Here is a 15,655-nt window from a genome sequence, read left to right on the forward strand (position 1 = left end):
CGTAGACGATGCAGGCCGGATAAGGCGTAACACTTTAGCTTCGGTCGAGCTTTTGCTGCGCCAGCCAGACGGCGCCCAGCCTGCCCGCCTGATTTCCCAGTTGGCAGGGCTGAATCGGCACCTGGAGCGCCTCCCACATTTCAAACGTTTCAAGATGCCGCGTCAGGAGCGGGTAGAGCTTTTCCTGTTCGCTTATTCCTCCGCCGATCAGCACCACGCCCGGATCAAACATAGAGATCACGCTGTAAACGCCGCGTGACAGATAACGCGCCCAGTCATTGACCGCCTCACGCAGATGAACATCGGTCGCCATTCGTTCAAAGATCACATCCGCAGGCGGCATCTCTTCGGCGGGCAGCGCCAGAGCCTGGCGGCACGACGCCATTAATCCGCTGGTTGACGCGATTTTATGCATACTTTCGCCATTGTTCCCGACCGGCATGACGCCGAATTCACCGGCGTGGAAATGCGCACCGCGATACAACTCCCGTCCGACGATAATACCGCCGCCAATGCCGGTTCCAATGGTAATGCAGACCAGATTTTCATAATGTTGCCCGGCGCCTCGCCACATTTCGCCCAGTGCCGCGCAGTTTGCGTCGTTCTCCACGACCAGCGGCAGATCGGTCAGCCCGCTGAACAACTCCATCAGGTTGACGTCATCCAGGTAAGCCAGCGCGCCCGCTTTTGCCGCATGACCGTTATGGGGATTAATATGGCCAGGGAAACTGACCCCGATTGCCGCAATGTCATAGTCCTGTTGGCAACGCGCCACCACATCCTGCCATTTGCGGGTAAACGTGGAGGCGTCCTCTGGCGTATCGAATTGATGATGGGTTAATTCTTCGCCGTCACTGTTAATCACGCCATATTTGACGTGAGTTCCTCCCACATCAATACCGATATATTGCTGCATAGTGTTCTCCGTACGTTAAACAGGCACCTGTTTAGTATGGCTAAAACCAGACGGAGAAACGTAAAGGAAAGTAATTCGTGATTGCTGTCGTAAAGCGGGAAACCATTGGCGAAAAATTCACCAGTACCGTCTACCCTTGTGGAGTACCTTTACAATAAGGAGTTGGTCATGACGAACAATCCCCCTTCAACACGTATTCAGCCAGGTGAATACGGGTACCCACTGAAGTTAAAAGCCCGCTATGACAATTTTATTGGCGGTGACTGGGTTGCGCCCGCCGACGGCGAATATTATCAGAACCTGACGCCAGTGACCGGCCAGCCGCTATGTGAAGTCGCTTCCTCCGGTAAAAAAGATATCGATTTGGCGCTCGACGCCGCGCATAAGGCGAAAGATAAGTGGGCGCATACGTCAGTACAAGACCGTGCCGCTATCTTGTTTAAGATCGCCGATCGGATGGAACAAAACCTCGAACTGTTGGCGACAGCGGAAACCTGGGATAACGGTAAACCGATTCGTGAAACCAGCGCCGCCGACGTACCGCTGGCGATCGATCATTTCCGCTATTTCGCCTCTTGTATACGTGCGCAGGAGGGTGGGATCAGCGAAATTGATAGCGAAACCGTGGCCTACCATTTTCACGAACCGCTTGGTGTCGTGGGGCAGATAATCCCATGGAACTTTCCGTTGTTGATGGCAAGCTGGAAAATGGCACCAGCGTTGGCGGCGGGTAACTGCGTGGTGCTTAAACCGGCACGCCTGACGCCGCTTTCCGTTCTGCTATTAATGGAAGTCATTGGCGATCTGTTACCGCCGGGCGTCGTCAACGTAGTGAACGGCGCGGGCGGCGAGATTGGCGAATATCTGGCGACCTCGAAACGTATCGCGAAGGTGGCGTTTACCGGCTCGACGGAAGTGGGTCAACAGATCATGCAGTACGCCACGCAGAATATTATTCCGGTGACGCTGGAGTTAGGAGGTAAATCGCCAAATATCTTCTTTGCTGATGTGATGGATGAGGAAGATGCGTTCTTTGATAAAGCGCTGGAGGGATTTGCCCTGTTTGCCTTTAACCAGGGCGAGGTGTGTACCTGTCCGAGCCGTGCGCTGGTCCAGGAATCCATCTATGAGCGCTTTATGGAGCGCGCTATTCGCCGGGTGGAGAGCATCCGCAGCGGGAACCCGCTAGATAGCGATACGCAAATGGGGGCGCAGGTTTCTCACGGCCAGCTTGAGACTATCCTCAATTATATCGATATCGGTAAAAAAGAGGGGGCTGATATTTTGACCGGCGGACGGCGCAAAGCGCTGGATGGCGAACTTAAAGAAGGCTATTACCTTGAGCCTACTATTCTGTTTGGTAAGAATAATATGCGCGTCTTTCAGGAGGAGATCTTTGGCCCGGTGCTGGCGGTAACCACCTTTAAAACCATGGAGGAGGCGCTGGAAATCGCCAACGATACGCAGTATGGTCTCGGCGCAGGCGTCTGGAGCCGTAATGGTTCGCTGGCGTATAAAATGGGGCGCGGGATTCAGGCCGGGCGCGTATGGACGAACTGCTATCACGCCTATCCGGCGCATGCGGCGTTCGGCGGATATAAACAGTCCGGCATTGGCCGTGAGACTCACAAAATGATGCTTGAGCATTATCAGCAGACCAAATGTCTGTTAGTAAGCTATTCCGATAAGCCGTTGGGACTGTTTTAACTAATGGGTAGGCAGCTACATGCTGCCTACCTTTGGCGTAGTTCCGTAGGCCGGATAAGACGGGAGAGCGGTAGTATTACTGCCCGTAATAGGCAGTCGCGCCGTGTTTGCGCAGATAATGTTTATCGAGCAATTCCGGTTGCATATCAGGAAGCTGCGGGGCTAACTGGCGCGAGAATAGCCCCATGTAAGCGCACTCCTCAAGCACCACGGCGTTATGTACCGCCTCAGCCGCGTCTTTACCCCAGCAAAATGGGCCGTGGGAATGCACGAATACCGCCGGGATTTGTGCCGGGTCCAGGCCGCGCTCTTCAAAGGTTTTAATAATCACTTCCCCGGTCTGATACTCGTATTCGCCATTGATTTCGTCCTGCGTCATCGGACGAGTGCAGGGAATAGCGCCGTAAAAATAGTCGGCATGTGTGGTGCCCCAGGCAGGCAGATCCAGACCGGCCTGCGCCCAAATTGTCGCGTGGCGAGAATGGGTATGTACGATCCCGCCGATTTGCGGGAAGCGGCGATAGAGCGCCAGATGCGTCGGCGTATCGGACGACGGTTTTTTGCTGCCTTCTATGACTTTACCACTGGCGATTTCCACGACCACCATATCGTCGGCGGTCATCACGTCGTATTCGACGCCGGAAGGTTTGATCACCATAAGCTTGCGCGTTTCGTCTATCGCACTGACGTTGCCCCAGGTAAACGTCACCAGATGATGTGTCGGAAGCGCCAGATTTGCCGCCAGCACCTCCGCCTTGAGTTGTTCTAACATGTGAATCCTCCTTCCTGCATACGCGCTTCTATCCAGCGTCGCGCCTGGATAATCTCCAGCACCGGCTCTTTTGCTTTCTCTGTCCACATTTCAATCAGAAATGCGCCGCGATAGTTCAGCTCATGCAGTGTTTTGAAAATGCCGACAAAATCCACACACCCTTCGCCAAACGGCACGTCGCGAAACTGTCCGGGGCTTTGCGCAGTGACCGGCTGTGTGTCTTTCAAATGAATAGCGGCGATACGATCGATGCCCAGCTTCAGCTCGGCGGTCACGTCGTTTCCCCAGGCGCTGAGATTGCCGACGTCCGGGTAGACGGTGAACCACGGCGAGGCGAGCATCTCGTCCCACTTTTTCCACTTGCTGATGGAATTCATAAAGGCGGTATCCATGATCTCCACTGCCAGCATGACCTGCGCGGCGGCGGCCTGTTCCACCGCCCACGCCAGCCCTTCGGCAAAGCGCTGCTGGGTGCCTTCGTCATGCTCTTCGTAATAGACGTCATAACCCGCCAGTTGAATGGTGCGGATACCGAGATCGCGCGCCAGACGAATGGCTTTGGTCATGATCTCCCGCGCCCGCTCGCGTATCGTTTCATCGCGGCTGCCAAACGGGAAGCGACGGTGGGCGGACAGGCACATCGACGGGATGGCGACGCCGGTTTCCAGCATCGCGGTCACCAGCGAGGCGCGCTGCGTTGCGCTCCAGTCCAGACGCGACAGGCGTTCGTCAGTCTCATCCACCGACATCTCGACAAAATCAAAACCACAGCTTTTCGCCAGCACCAGTCGTTCCGGCCAACTGAGATCTTTCGCCAGCGCTTTCTCATAGATCCCTAACGGATGGTTACGCATGTGGTTTCCCCCAGATGGCGTTAATTTGCGCGTGGAATTCGGCGGCGACCTGCGCCGAATGGGACGCACCCGCCAACGCGCGCCCGGCGATAAACGCTTTCACGCGGATGTCTTTGAATAACGGCAGATCGGCAGGCGTAATACCGCCGGTAATCGACAGTTCCAGACCGATATCCGACAGCGCTTTCATGCGCGCCAGATCCGCCTCGCCCCACTGCTGCCCGCTGGCCTGCGCGTCGCGCCCGCGATGGTAAATCGCCTGACGTACGCCGATGCGATACCAGTTACGGGCATCATCCAGCGTCCAGTTGCCGAACAGTTCTATCTGAATTTCACCGCCGCAGGATTGCGCCACGGCGTGGCCCTTTTCGACGGTGGCGAGCGGCGCGGCGCAGATGATGGTCATCCAGTCGGCGCCTGCTCCAAAGGCCTGCTGCGCCAGAGTTTCACCCGCATCGGCTACTTTCCAGTCAGCGACGATGATTTTATCCGGGCACTGGTCGCGCAGGGCCTTCACCGCGCTAATTCCTTCGGTTAAACAGAGAATGGTGCCAGCCTCAACGATATCGACGTGGTCTCGTAATAGGGCAACATCGCGCTGCGCTGTCTGAAGATTGGTATGGTCAAGCGCCAGTTGCAGTAATGGGCGGCTCCTCATGCGTGCTCCTTAATACGGGCGTGATAGCCCTGTAGTGCTTCAATCAAATGTTGGTAATGGTGATATTTACGCTGGTAGCGTGCGTGGGCGGTCATGTCGGGCAGTAACGTGCGTATCGGGTGCTCCAGGGCGCGTTGGGCTTCGCTAAAGCTGCGATATACGCCGGTACCGACGCGGGCGGCAAGCGCCGCGCCAAAGCAGCCAGTTTCTTCCACCTGCGGTAGTTCAATACGCAGACCGCTGACGTCCGCCAGCATCTGCATCCAGACGTCGGAGTGGGCCGGGCCGCCGGTGACGCGCAGAGTGCGGACTTCGGTAAAGCGTTCACGCATACGGTTGAGATGGGTCATATGGCTGAAAACCACGCCTTCATACAGCGCCTGTAACAAATGAGCGCGGGTATGTAGCGCCTGCATACCGTAAAAACCGCTGGTCATTTCCAGCCCGGCATTACTGCCGTAGAGAAAGGGCAGAAAAAAGAGGTCGCTCCCCGCTTTCGGCAGACTGGCGATCGCCCGGTTTATCTCATCAAAAGAGAGGTCGCCCCACTGGGCGGTAAACCATTCGAGATTGCCGGAAGACGTTGGACTGGCTTCATGAACGATGTATTGCCCGTCATTCACATAGCGACCGTAAACGTAGGGATGGGCCTCATGCTCGCGCAGACCGCGAGCGATCCCGCTGGTGACCGCCCAGGTGCCCATGACGGCGTTGAGGGTAAATTCATCATCAATACCGGCGCAAAGCGCGGTGGATACCACATCAAACAGACCGCCGACCACAGGTGTTCCTGCGGCCAGGCCAGTGATAGCGGCAGCTTCCTCGCTGATCTTTCCGCCGGTTTCGGCAGACCCTACCACGGGGGGCAGGGCATGGTCGATCTCACTGATACCCAACCATTGGGTCAGACGCGAGTCGTACCGGCCTGTCGTCATGTTGTAGAGATTGGATTCGGAAATGTTGCTCTCTTCGCAGCCCTTCACGTCGGTTAAACGCCAGCGCAGATAGTCATGGGCCATCATCACGCAGCCGATGTGCGCATAGCGTTGAGGTTCATGCTCTTTTATCCAGCGCAACAGAGAGGCCGGATGCCCGGTCCACAATGTCTGGCGGGTTACGGGATAGAGTTTTTGCGGAATGCCATCTTGCTGCCAGCGTTCAACGATGTTCAGCGCCCGGCGGTCGGAGGAGAGTATCGCATTGCCCAGCGGCCTGTTCTGTTTATCAAGAAGAAACAGCCCCTTACCCTGAGCAGAGATGCCAATACCTTTAATTTGCCCGCCGGATACGCCCGTCTGTTTCAACAGTCCGGCAATGGTAGCGACGCACTGTTGCCAGAGCTGATGCATATCGCGTTCGGCATAACCGGGAAACGGCGATAACGTTTGTAGCGATTGCCGATGAATGCCGTGCTCATGACCTTCGGCGTCATATAAACCCGCTTTCAGATACGTACCGCCGCAATCAATACCCAGCCAGAAGGTCTCTTTCCTGCTCATCTTTCATCTCTCATTTTGCCGGATGGCGCTACGCTTACCCGGCCTACTGTAGGCCTGCAAGCGTAGCGCTCCGGCCATTTTTCAGGCCGCGTGTTTGCGTGGGGTCATCGTTTTTGCTGGCGTTGTGCCCGCATCGCATTTCGCGGGTAGCAGCAGGGCCATCAGTGCAGCTAAGGCGAGGGCGATCGCCAGGCAATAGACGCCAGCGTCTTTGTTGTAGAGGGTGATTAAGACACCTACCGCGTAAGGACCGCAGAAGCCGCCGAGGTTGCCGAGCGCGTTGATCACCCCGCGCGCGCCGCCTGCCATTTCCGCGCTGAACAGACGCGCCGGGATAGTCCAGAACACGCCCGCCGCCGATTGCAGGAAGAATCCGCAGCCAACCAGCGCCGCATACGCCAGCCAGATGTGGCTTTTCAAGGCTACCGACAGGAACATGCACAGGGCGAAGCCAATCAGCGGCAGGCAGACGAACAGTTTGCGTTTACCGGTACGGTCAGAGAGGGAGGAGAACAGGAACATCCCGGCAATCGCGCCGACGTAAGGCAGAATGGCGAGCATTCCGACCTGGCCCATGCTGCTGTGAGTCAACTCTTTCAGAATGGTCGGCAACCACAGGGTATAACCGTAAATGCCGGTCTGATAGAAGAAGTTCAGCGCGATAAGCTGCCACATCGTTTTGTCGGAAAGCACCGCGCCGAGAGAGGCGTTTTTAACTTCGGTGCCGGCAATCGCTTTTTGCTCGGCGGCCAGCGTCTCAACCAGGTAATTTTTTTCGGCGGCCGAGATCCAGCGCGCTTCCTGCGGACGGTCATAAACGGTGTAGGACCATAGCACCAGAACCACGACGGAGAGCAGACCTTCGATAATAAATAGCCAGCGCCAGTCGAGTACGGTAATGATCCAGCCGGAGAGCGGCGCGGTAACAATGCCGGCAATGGGGACAAACATAATCACAATCGCGTTGGCGCGGCCACGTTCGGCATCAGGGAACCAGTTGCTGATCATCGTCAGTACGACGGGCAACATACCGCCTTCCGCCACGCCCAGTAAAAAGCGCAGGATAAGCAGTTGGTACTGGTTAGTAATTATGCCCGTCAGGACGGAAATTATCGCCCATGCGACCAGCGACCAGCCGATAAATTTCTTACCGCTACCGTGGACGGCAATTTTGCCGCCGGGAACCTGTAAAAACAGATAACCGATAAAGAAAATACCGCCTGCCAGCCCCGCCATGGTGGCGGAAATACCCAGTTCGGCATCCATTCCGCCCGGCATTGCAAAGGCGATATTGACGCGGTCCATATAAGAAATAATACAGGCGATCAGGATCGGTGGAATAATTCGTAGCCAGCGCTGACGCGGTATATCTGTTTGTGTAGAGCGAGAGGTCATGTTCATCTTTATATTCTCGTAGAGTAAGTATTTTGGCGATGAAAAGTTTTATTATTAATGCCAGATGGCGCTGCGCTTATCCGAGCTACAGCGTTAGCTGTAGGCTGGATAAGGCGTTTACGCCGCCATCTGGCAACGTCTTATTGTTTTGTTTTATTTAATGCCGTGATGCCGTCGCGTAATATCGCTACGCGGTGGCTGACATCGGCACTGGCATTAATTTCCAGTAATTTAATGCCCGCAAAATGTAAGGGCGTCTCTTCCGCGCAGGCCAATAATTCATGCGTATGTTCCGTGGTCATCAGACTTTGCGGGCAGAAAGGGGCGAACGGCGCGTGTAAGTCTTGCCATTCACCGTACTCTCCATCCAGCGTTGTGCCGGAAAACATCAGCGCGCCGAGTTTTCCGGCCTGTTTGACCTGTTGCGTGTGGGCTAGCGGCAGGGTGATATCCCGCCCTTCAATGGCTGAACGCGCCCAGTTAATGCACACGCTGATGTCGTAGTCGACAAGGGTCTCCAGCACGTTCTCTAAAGGTAAAAGCCCTTGCGCGGCGCGGGGCCGGTCATTGCATCACAATGTTCCAGCACCAGCGCGCAGGACCAGTCCCAGTGAGCAATTTCTTTGAGCGAGCGGGCAAAAGCCTCGGTAGCCTGGGCGACGTTTGGGTTATTCGCCATCGGTGCGGCATGAAGCTCCAGCGCCATGACTTTGCCGGGGATTTTCGCATTGAGTTTAGTTATCTTCTGATAAAGATGACGGTAGTATTCCACGCAAGCTTTACGCTGTTCCTCGTCACTGGACGCTAACCCAAAACCACCGTTTTCGCCGCGGCGGCGCATGGTTTCCATGATTGCCGTCACGACAAGGCGCCAGTTTCCCGGTGTATGGCGCAATAACCACTCGTCGCCGAGCGGGTGAAGATGTTCAAGGCAAGGTTGCTCCAGTCCGCGAATATGCGGCGTATCGGAGAGTTGTCGCCAGAATTCCGTCTCTTCCTCTTCACTCTTCTGGTGAAATGAGGGTGCACAAGGATACGCACCGATAATATAACCGGTATTATTTTTCATTTTGTGCTCCAGTAAACTCTATTTTATAAAACGTCTATGGCGACTTTTACGACTATTTTCCGTATCGGTGTCGCAATGCTTTTATTACAGCCAGGACGATGAACATCCTGCGGGAAAAACAGGGCATAACTTCCCGGTATCATTTCAATGAATGATTCATGTTCACTGTTGTGATAAAAAATAATATCGCGCTGTTCTAATAATGATTCGCTGATTTGATTATTACCGGTATCAATGGCAACCCCGATTTTCTCTTCACCCCAGGCCAGAAACTGAATATCCAGATAGCGGCGATGTACTTCCGGTCGGTTTTCGGCGGCGTCGCGTGTGGTTAAATCGATAATCTGCGCAAAAATGTTTTTACCGTCGATCTCCACCACGCCCGGCACCAGCGTGCGAAAGTCCGTATTGCGCAGGAAATCGAGCGCCTGCTCTATGGCCGACGGCAGCCGGCACGGATTAGGTTGCGCGATATGTCCAAAGATCATGATGTGGCTCCTTACAGCGCCTGAATTTTGGCCCAGACGCTGTCATCAACGGTGATACCGTGACGGCGGTTTTCATCGAGCAGTTTGGTAAATTCGTGGCCGGGCAGCCGAATCGCGACGTTGTCGTCGGCGCGTTCGGCGGTAGTAATAAAATCCATGATTCGTTGCAGTTTGGCGTCACGCGTAGCGCCATCGATCAGCTTATCGACTTCAATGGCGATGAAAATCTGCGATACGCCGTATTCGTCGCTGTTTTCCTGCGTCACTTCGGCAACGGAAGAGCCGTTGGAAAGTAGCGTGGCAATCATATCCAGCACGATTGACAGACCAGAACCTTTCCAGTAACCCATCGGCAGGATGCGGCGATTTTTCTCGATCACGCCCGGTGCTTTGGTCAACTGACCGTTATCGTCGAAACCGCCGTCCACCGGCAGTTCGCGGCCCGCCAGACGGTTAACTTCTAACATCCCGTAGGAGAACATGGACATTGACATATCCACCATCGTGATCGGCGTGGAAGGGATCGCGACGATCAGCGGGTTAGTACCGATACGACACTCTTTCGCGCCCCACGGCGGCATGACGGCAATCGAGTTGGTCCAGCAGATGCCGATGTAGCCTTTTTCCGCCGCCTGCCAGCCGTAGCTGCCGCCGCGCATCCAGTGGTTGGCATTGCGTAGCGCTACCAGACCGATGCCGTGGTCGGAGGCCAGTTCAATGGCCCGATCCATCATCTTTTTCGCCGTCAGGTTGCCAATAGCGCGCTGTGCATCCCACTGCTCAATCGCCCCCAGGCTGGTCACGCGCTGCGGCTTTGCCTCAGGAATGATGTCGCCATTGTCCAGTTGCTGAATGAAGCGGGGAAAGCGGTTCACGCCGTGTGAATAAACGCCGGACTCGGTGGTGCGAGCGAACATTTCCGCGCAGGCGTCAGCAGTATCAGCCGCCACGCCGCGTGAAAGCAGTACCCGGTTAAACGCCGCTTTCAACTGCTCAAAAGTCACTTTCATTCCTGTATCTCCCGATAATCTGTGATCGCTTTTTTATCGTTAAATTTCACTATGCGAAATGTAATTTCAAATATATCGATCAAAAATTCCCAGATCAACGGGCAGAGCTATTTTTTAAATTTTTTAAAATCAATAAGTTGTATTTTTTCAGTGCAGATCGTGAACTGAAACACACTTTGCGTTACCATCAGATCCCGACAGCAAGGGGGAGCGGGAGCAATGACCAAAAAAGAAAGCGAAATGACGCACGACAAAGAGAGACCAGCCGGAAGTCAAAGCCTGTTTCGAGGATTAATGCTGATTGAGATCCTCAGTAACTACCCGAACGGGTGTCCACTGGCGCATCTCTCGGAACTGGCGGGACTAAACAAAAGCACCGTCCATCGGTTATTGCAGGGGCTACAGTCATGCGGATACGTCACGCCTGCGCCCGCCGCCGGAAGCTACCGTTTGACCACCAAATTTATCGCTGTCGGGCAGAAGGCTCTGTCATCTCTGAACATCATCCATGTTGCCGCGCCGCATCTGGAAGCGCTAAATATCGCGACCGGCGAGACCATTAACTTTTCCAGCCGTGAAGACGATCATGCGATTTTGATTTATAAACTGGAGCCGACCACCGGTATGCTGCGTACCCGCGCCTATATTGGCCAGCATATGCCGCTCTACTGCTCGGCGATGGGGAAAATTTATATGGCGTTTGGTCAGCCGGATTATGTGGCGTCTTACTGGGAAAGCCATAAAGATCAGATCCAGCCGCTGACTCGCAACACCATTACCGGTTTACCAGCGATGTACGATGAGCTGGCGCAAATTCGTGAAACCAGCATGGCGATGGACCGCGAAGAAAATGAACTGGGCGTCTCCTGTATTGCCGTGCCAGTGTTTGATATTCACCATCGAGTGCCTTACGCCATTTCTATTTCGCTATCGACGTCACGGCTAAAACAGATCGGCGAGAAAAATCTGCTCAAACCGTTGCGTGAAACCGCACAGGCTATCTCTAATGAGCTGGGATTTACCGTTCGCGAATAAGACAGCTCGCCAGGTTTTATCAGGCATCTGACAAAATTTGTCCGTTTGCGTAGTGGGATCAAAGCGGCGGGGAATTGCCCTCTGGCATTCTGACGTTTTAACGCAGGGGGAGAACAATGAACCGGTTTATTATGGCGGATGCGTCGGCGTGTATCGGGTGTCGTACCTGCGAGGTCGCCTGCGTGGTGTCTCATCAGGAACAGCAGAATAGCGCGGCGGTGACGACGGCGGACTTTGTGCCGCGTATCCGGGTGATAAAAGAGGATAGCTTCACCACGGCCACGGTCTGCCATCAGTGTGAGGACGCGCCGTGCGCGAATGTCTGTCCGGTACAGGCAATTCGCCGCGATCGGGGACATATCTTCGTGACGCCATCGCGTTGCATTGGTTGTAAAAGCTGTATGCTGGCTTGCCCGTTTGGCGCGATGACCGTGGTGGCGTCCGCGTCAGGCGCACAGGCGATTAAATGCGATCTTTGCTGGCATCGGGAAGCGGGACCGGCGTGCGTGGAAGCCTGCCCGACCCAGGCCTTACAGTGCGTTGACGCAACACACGTGCAGCGCCAGCGCCTCTATTCTCAACCTTTCTGAACGTCGTTCCGGCCTGCATGATGGCCGGAATAGCCGTCAGCCTTCACGCCAGGCGCGTTCTATCTCTTCTGCCAGAATTTTTACGCCCGCCTCGATTTTGTCCGGTTCAGGCACGTAGTTCATCCGCATACACTGGTGTGTGTGTGGCCAGGGTTTATCCAGCCCGGGAAAGAAATAGTGGCCCGGCACCATCAGCACGCCGCGCGCTTTCAAGCGCTGATAGAGCAGCTCGGTGGTAATCGGCAGATCTTTAAACCACAGCCACAAAAATATTGCGCCTTCCGGTTTATGAATCAGGCAGCGTTCTTCGGATAAATAGCGACGAATGATCGCGATCGTCTGTTGAACGCGCTGATAGTAGAAAGGTTTGATAACCGTTTCCGACAGCTGTAGCAGATCGTTACGCTTAATCATTTCGCACATCATCGCCGGACCCATGCCGCCGGGCGCAAGGCTGATAATGCCGTTCATGTTGGCAATGGCGGTAATCGTCTTATCATTGGCGATGATAATCCCGCAGCGGGAGCCGGGCAGCCCCAGCTTCGAGAGGCTCATGCATAGGATAATATTTGGGTTCCACAGCGGGCGCGCCTCGCTAAAGATAATGCCCGGAAACGGTACGCCGTAAGCGTTATCAATCACCAGTGGGATGTTGTGCTGATTCGCCAGTCTGTCCAGCTTCATCAGCTCTTCGTCGGTGATAACGTTACCGGTCGGGTTGGTCGGACGCGAGACGCAAATCATCCCCGTTTCTTCGCCGATGTGCAGATGCTCAAAATCGACGTGATACTTAAACTGGCCTTCCGGCAGCAGTTCAATATTCGGGCGCGCCGAAACGAAGAGATCGTCTTCCAGACCGGAATCCGCATAGCCGATGTATTCCGGCGCAAGCGGGAATAGTACCTTTTTCGTACTGCCGTCGGCGCGGCGTCCAGCGAAGAGATTAAACAAGTAGAAAAACGCGCTCTGACTGCCATTTGTCAGCGCAATATTCTGTGGTTCGATATCCCATCCCAGCGCTTCACGTAGCAGTGCGGCCAGTGCAGTCAGTAGCGCCGTTTTTCCCTGGGGACCGTCATAATTACAAAGCGCATCAGCGGCTTTGCCGCTTTCTACCATCTCTGCCAGTAGCGTCTGGAAATAATCCTGCATTGCAGGGATGTGCGCCGGGTTACCGCCGCCAAGCATGATGGCGCCTGGCGTGCGTAAACCGTCGTTGAGATCCTCCATCAGGCGGGTAATGCCTGAATGGCGGGTAAATTTATCGCCGAAAAGTGAAAATGTCATAACGGGTGATCTATCGAACTGTCTGTCAAAGTGGATAACCATAACGCTACAAATGGCGGGGCGCAAATGGGAGGGAGGCGGTGGTTTTGATGTTTTATGCTACAGATTTTTACCAGGTTAGTTTTTTATTTTGAAGGAGCTACCGGTACGCGAAGGGACCGGTAGCGTCACGATTAGCGGCGGCCCGCCCAGACGACCATCACAGTATCGTCGCCGTACTGGCGTACAAAACCGTATCCGTGTTTTAGCGTCAGCGTGGTTTGTTGGCCTGCGCCGATGGCGGGGTGTCTGGCGCGGAACTGGCTAATACGCTGCCAGTGCGCGACGGCTGCGGCTGACTTTCCGCTCACGTCCTGCCAGTTCATATCTGAACGGGTGCCTTGCAGCGGGTCGGAGCCGGTGGGGCCGAAGGGACGAGCGGATTCATCGCCGTAAAAGATCTGCACCGCGCCCGGCGAAAGCAGCAGCAGTTCCGCCGCTTTATCACCGCCCTCACGGAAAAGGCGCGTATCATGCGAGGAGAGGTAACTTAATACGTTGAAATCCTGCATTTTATCCGCCATTTGCTGCCAGACTGGCCCCATTTCCGCCAGGCAATCGACCGCTTTCGCCGCCTGCTCCTGATAATCAAAATTGATCATCGCGTCGAAACCATAGCGATAATAATCACTTTTCATGACGCCGTGGCCCCACGCTTCGCCAGTCATCCAGAACGGGCTATCATCCAGTGCTTTGTCCGGATTAGCCTGCTTCCATTCACGTAACGCCGCGCTGGTCTGGGTTTTTAGCTGTTGCCAGGCAGGAAGCTCAACATGTTTGGCGGTATCGATCCGGAACCCGTCAATGCCGTAATCATGCACCCACTGGCTTAACCAGTGAGTCAGATAATCCCGTGGCGTATAGCCCTCAATGAACTTTGCTTTAGTATCGGGTTTGTTGGCATAGAACGCGGGTACGCCGGAAGGCGTGGTAGATTCCGTTTTTATATCCGGCAGGAAGGCCAGCGACAGGGTTAAATCGTCAAATCCCGGACTGTCGTAGTCGCCAATATCGGTACGAATCCACTTTTTCCCCCACCATTTTTCCCAGGCGGCGCTGTCGCTGAAGTTGATGTAGTCGTTAAAGCTGTGCCAGCTTTGTCCGGCGGCGGGTCGCCAGTTTGTCCAACGATCGCCGAAAATTTTTTGCCGTTCCGCGCCGGATAAATAGAGCGCGCCGAACTGATACTCCTGCATATCCGCCAGCGTGGCGTAACCGGCATGATTCATTACTACGTCAAATAAAATACGGATGCCGCGCTGGTGCGCGCCGTCGACCAGCGCACGGAGATCGGCTTCGCTGCCCATATTGGCATCCAGCGTCGTCCAGTCCTGAGTGTAATAGCCGTGATAGGCGTAATGAGGAAAATCGCCTTTTGTTCCGCCGCCGACCCAGCCGTGGATCTGTTCAAACGGAGAGCTTATCCACAAGGCGTTCACGCCTAATTGCTGTAGATAGTCCAGTTGACTCGTCAACCCGCGTAAATCGCCGCCGTGGAAAGTGCCAATCTCTTGCATACCATCCTTATGGCGACCATAGCTGTGGTCATTGGTTGGATCGCCATTGCGAAAGCGATCCGTAAGCACAAAATAAACGGTGGCGTTGCGCCAGTTAAAAGGCGCTGACGCATGGGTTTCCGCGCGTTCCAGCAATAAAAGCCCGTGGCTGTCGGCAGGTTGCAGCGTGATTTGCCCGTTTTGGACGGTATCGGTTTGACCACTGTAATAATCGCGCACTACCGTTCCTTCTGGAAAGGTTTGGCTAACATCCAGCGTGAGCGGCGAATCATCCCAGACGGGACACTGGTAGGCGAGCTGCGCTGTGCGTTCAGGTTCAGTTTTTATCGATAACAACAGGGTCGGCGTACCGGAGCGGGTATCTACCGTTAGTGTATAGTCGCCATCTTTAAACAGACGCCATTGCGGCGGCGCGCCTTCGCAGGGTTTTAACGACAACATCTGGTTGAGTTTTATGGCGCCGACGGGCTGCCAGCACTGCTGATCAATATGGAGCGTTAACGCACGCGTACCTTTTGTTAACGCAGCATGGCTGGTAAAGCGTCCGGTTTCCTGCGCCGAGAACGTCGGAAAGCCTGGCGAGCTCCATGAGGAGGCGATCGCGATACCGGGTATCAGCGTCAGAGCGAAGGCGGCAAGTTTCATCACGCTATCCTTTATGGGCAATATTCATCAGTTTGCCTGGTTTTTAGGCGAATAAACTCCTCCCAAACAGAGAGTCGCGCAGGAGGAGGCGCGAGGGTGAGCGACGAGGCGCAAAAAAACGCGTCTATTTGCGATAAGCACCACATTTTACTGGCATTATTGCTGTCTGTTATC

13 protein-coding genes and 1 pseudogene are annotated in these 15,655 nt (G+C 54.8%); 3 read left to right on the forward strand and 11 right to left on the reverse strand.

Going from position 1 to position 15,655, the window contains the following annotated elements:
• Positions 1-34: 34 nt before the first annotated feature.
• Positions 35-916, reverse strand: coding sequence for an ROK family protein (locus ACE15A_RS00710; RefSeq protein ID WP_023247326.1), 882 nt, complete (start codon positions 914-916; stop codon positions 35-37).
• A 168-nt stretch (positions 917-1,084) separates the two neighbouring features.
• On the opposite strand from ACE15A_RS00710, the gene aldB reads away from it, so the two are divergent.
• A complete protein-coding gene (aldB, locus tag ACE15A_RS00715) occupies positions 1,085-2,623 on the forward strand; it encodes an aldehyde dehydrogenase AldB (protein WP_023247327.1) in 1,539 nt (512 codons plus the stop codon).
• A gap of 76 nt (positions 2,624-2,699) precedes the next feature.
• Here aldB and araD read toward each other — a convergent pair whose 3' ends face one another.
• The 8 genes and pseudogenes from araD to yiaK form a co-directional block, all read right to left on the reverse strand.
• Entirely contained in the window at positions 2,700-3,395 is a 696-nt protein-coding gene (araD, locus tag ACE15A_RS00720; protein ID WP_053509346.1) for an L-ribulose-5-phosphate 4-epimerase, read from the reverse strand.
• Positions 3,389-4,249, reverse strand: a complete 861-nt coding sequence (locus ACE15A_RS00725; RefSeq protein WP_023247329.1) for an L-ribulose-5-phosphate 3-epimerase — start codon at positions 4,247-4,249, stop codon at positions 3,389-3,391. The genes araD and ACE15A_RS00725 overlap by 7 nt, the downstream gene beginning before the upstream one ends.
• Complete coding sequence (gene ulaD, locus ACE15A_RS00730; protein WP_053509348.1) at positions 4,242-4,907, reverse strand: 3-keto-L-gulonate-6-phosphate decarboxylase UlaD; 666 nt, start codon at positions 4,905-4,907, stop codon at positions 4,242-4,244. The genes ACE15A_RS00725 and ulaD overlap by 8 nt, the downstream gene beginning before the upstream one ends.
• The gene (locus ACE15A_RS00735; RefSeq protein ID WP_053509350.1) at positions 4,904-6,406 is read right to left on the reverse strand and encodes an FGGY-family carbohydrate kinase; all 1,503 of its coding nucleotides are present in this window, start codon (positions 6,404-6,406) and stop codon (positions 4,904-4,906) included. The genes ulaD and ACE15A_RS00735 overlap by 4 nt, the downstream gene beginning before the upstream one ends.
• An 81-nt stretch (positions 6,407-6,487) precedes the next feature.
• A complete protein-coding gene (locus ACE15A_RS00740; RefSeq protein ID WP_053509352.1) occupies positions 6,488-7,807 on the reverse strand; it encodes an MFS transporter in 1,320 nt (439 codons plus the stop codon).
• 134 nt (positions 7,808-7,941) lie between these two features.
• Positions 7,942-8,870: pseudogene (locus ACE15A_RS00745) on the reverse strand (DUF4862 family protein).
• Between the two features lie 23 nt (positions 8,871-8,893).
• The gene (locus tag ACE15A_RS00750) at positions 8,894-9,358 is read right to left on the reverse strand and encodes a YhcH/YjgK/YiaL family protein (RefSeq protein ID WP_053509353.1); all 465 of its coding nucleotides are present in this window, start codon (positions 9,356-9,358) and stop codon (positions 8,894-8,896) included.
• Positions 9,359-9,369: 11 nt separating this feature from the next.
• Positions 9,370-10,368, reverse strand: coding sequence for a 3-dehydro-L-gulonate 2-dehydrogenase (yiaK, locus tag ACE15A_RS00755; protein WP_053509355.1), 999 nt, complete (start codon positions 10,366-10,368; stop codon positions 9,370-9,372).
• 219 nt (positions 10,369-10,587) lie between these two features.
• Between yiaK and yiaJ the strand changes: the two genes are divergently transcribed.
• A complete protein-coding gene (gene yiaJ / locus ACE15A_RS00760) occupies positions 10,588-11,403 on the forward strand; it encodes an IclR family transcriptional regulator YiaJ (protein ID WP_023247336.1) in 816 nt (271 codons plus the stop codon).
• Between the two features lie 116 nt (positions 11,404-11,519).
• On the forward strand, positions 11,520-11,993 hold the full coding sequence (locus ACE15A_RS00765; RefSeq protein ID WP_001078816.1) for a 4Fe-4S dicluster domain-containing protein: 474 nt from the start codon (positions 11,520-11,522) through the stop codon (positions 11,991-11,993).
• A gap of 36 nt (positions 11,994-12,029) precedes the next feature.
• Here ACE15A_RS00765 and avtA read toward each other — a convergent pair whose 3' ends face one another.
• On the reverse strand, positions 12,030-13,280 hold the full coding sequence (avtA, locus tag ACE15A_RS00770) for a valine--pyruvate transaminase (RefSeq protein ID WP_053509357.1): 1,251 nt from the start codon (positions 13,278-13,280) through the stop codon (positions 12,030-12,032).
• Between the two features lie 173 nt (positions 13,281-13,453).
• The gene (locus tag ACE15A_RS00775) at positions 13,454-15,481 is read right to left on the reverse strand and encodes an alpha-amylase (RefSeq protein ID WP_053509359.1); all 2,028 of its coding nucleotides are present in this window, start codon (positions 15,479-15,481) and stop codon (positions 13,454-13,456) included.
• Between the last annotated feature and the right edge of the window lie 174 nt (positions 15,482-15,655).

Origin of the sequence: Salmonella sp. HY31 (assembly GCF_042604575.1) — a bacterium.
Lineage (GTDB): Bacteria > Pseudomonadota > Gammaproteobacteria > Enterobacterales > Enterobacteriaceae > Salmonella > Salmonella diarizonae.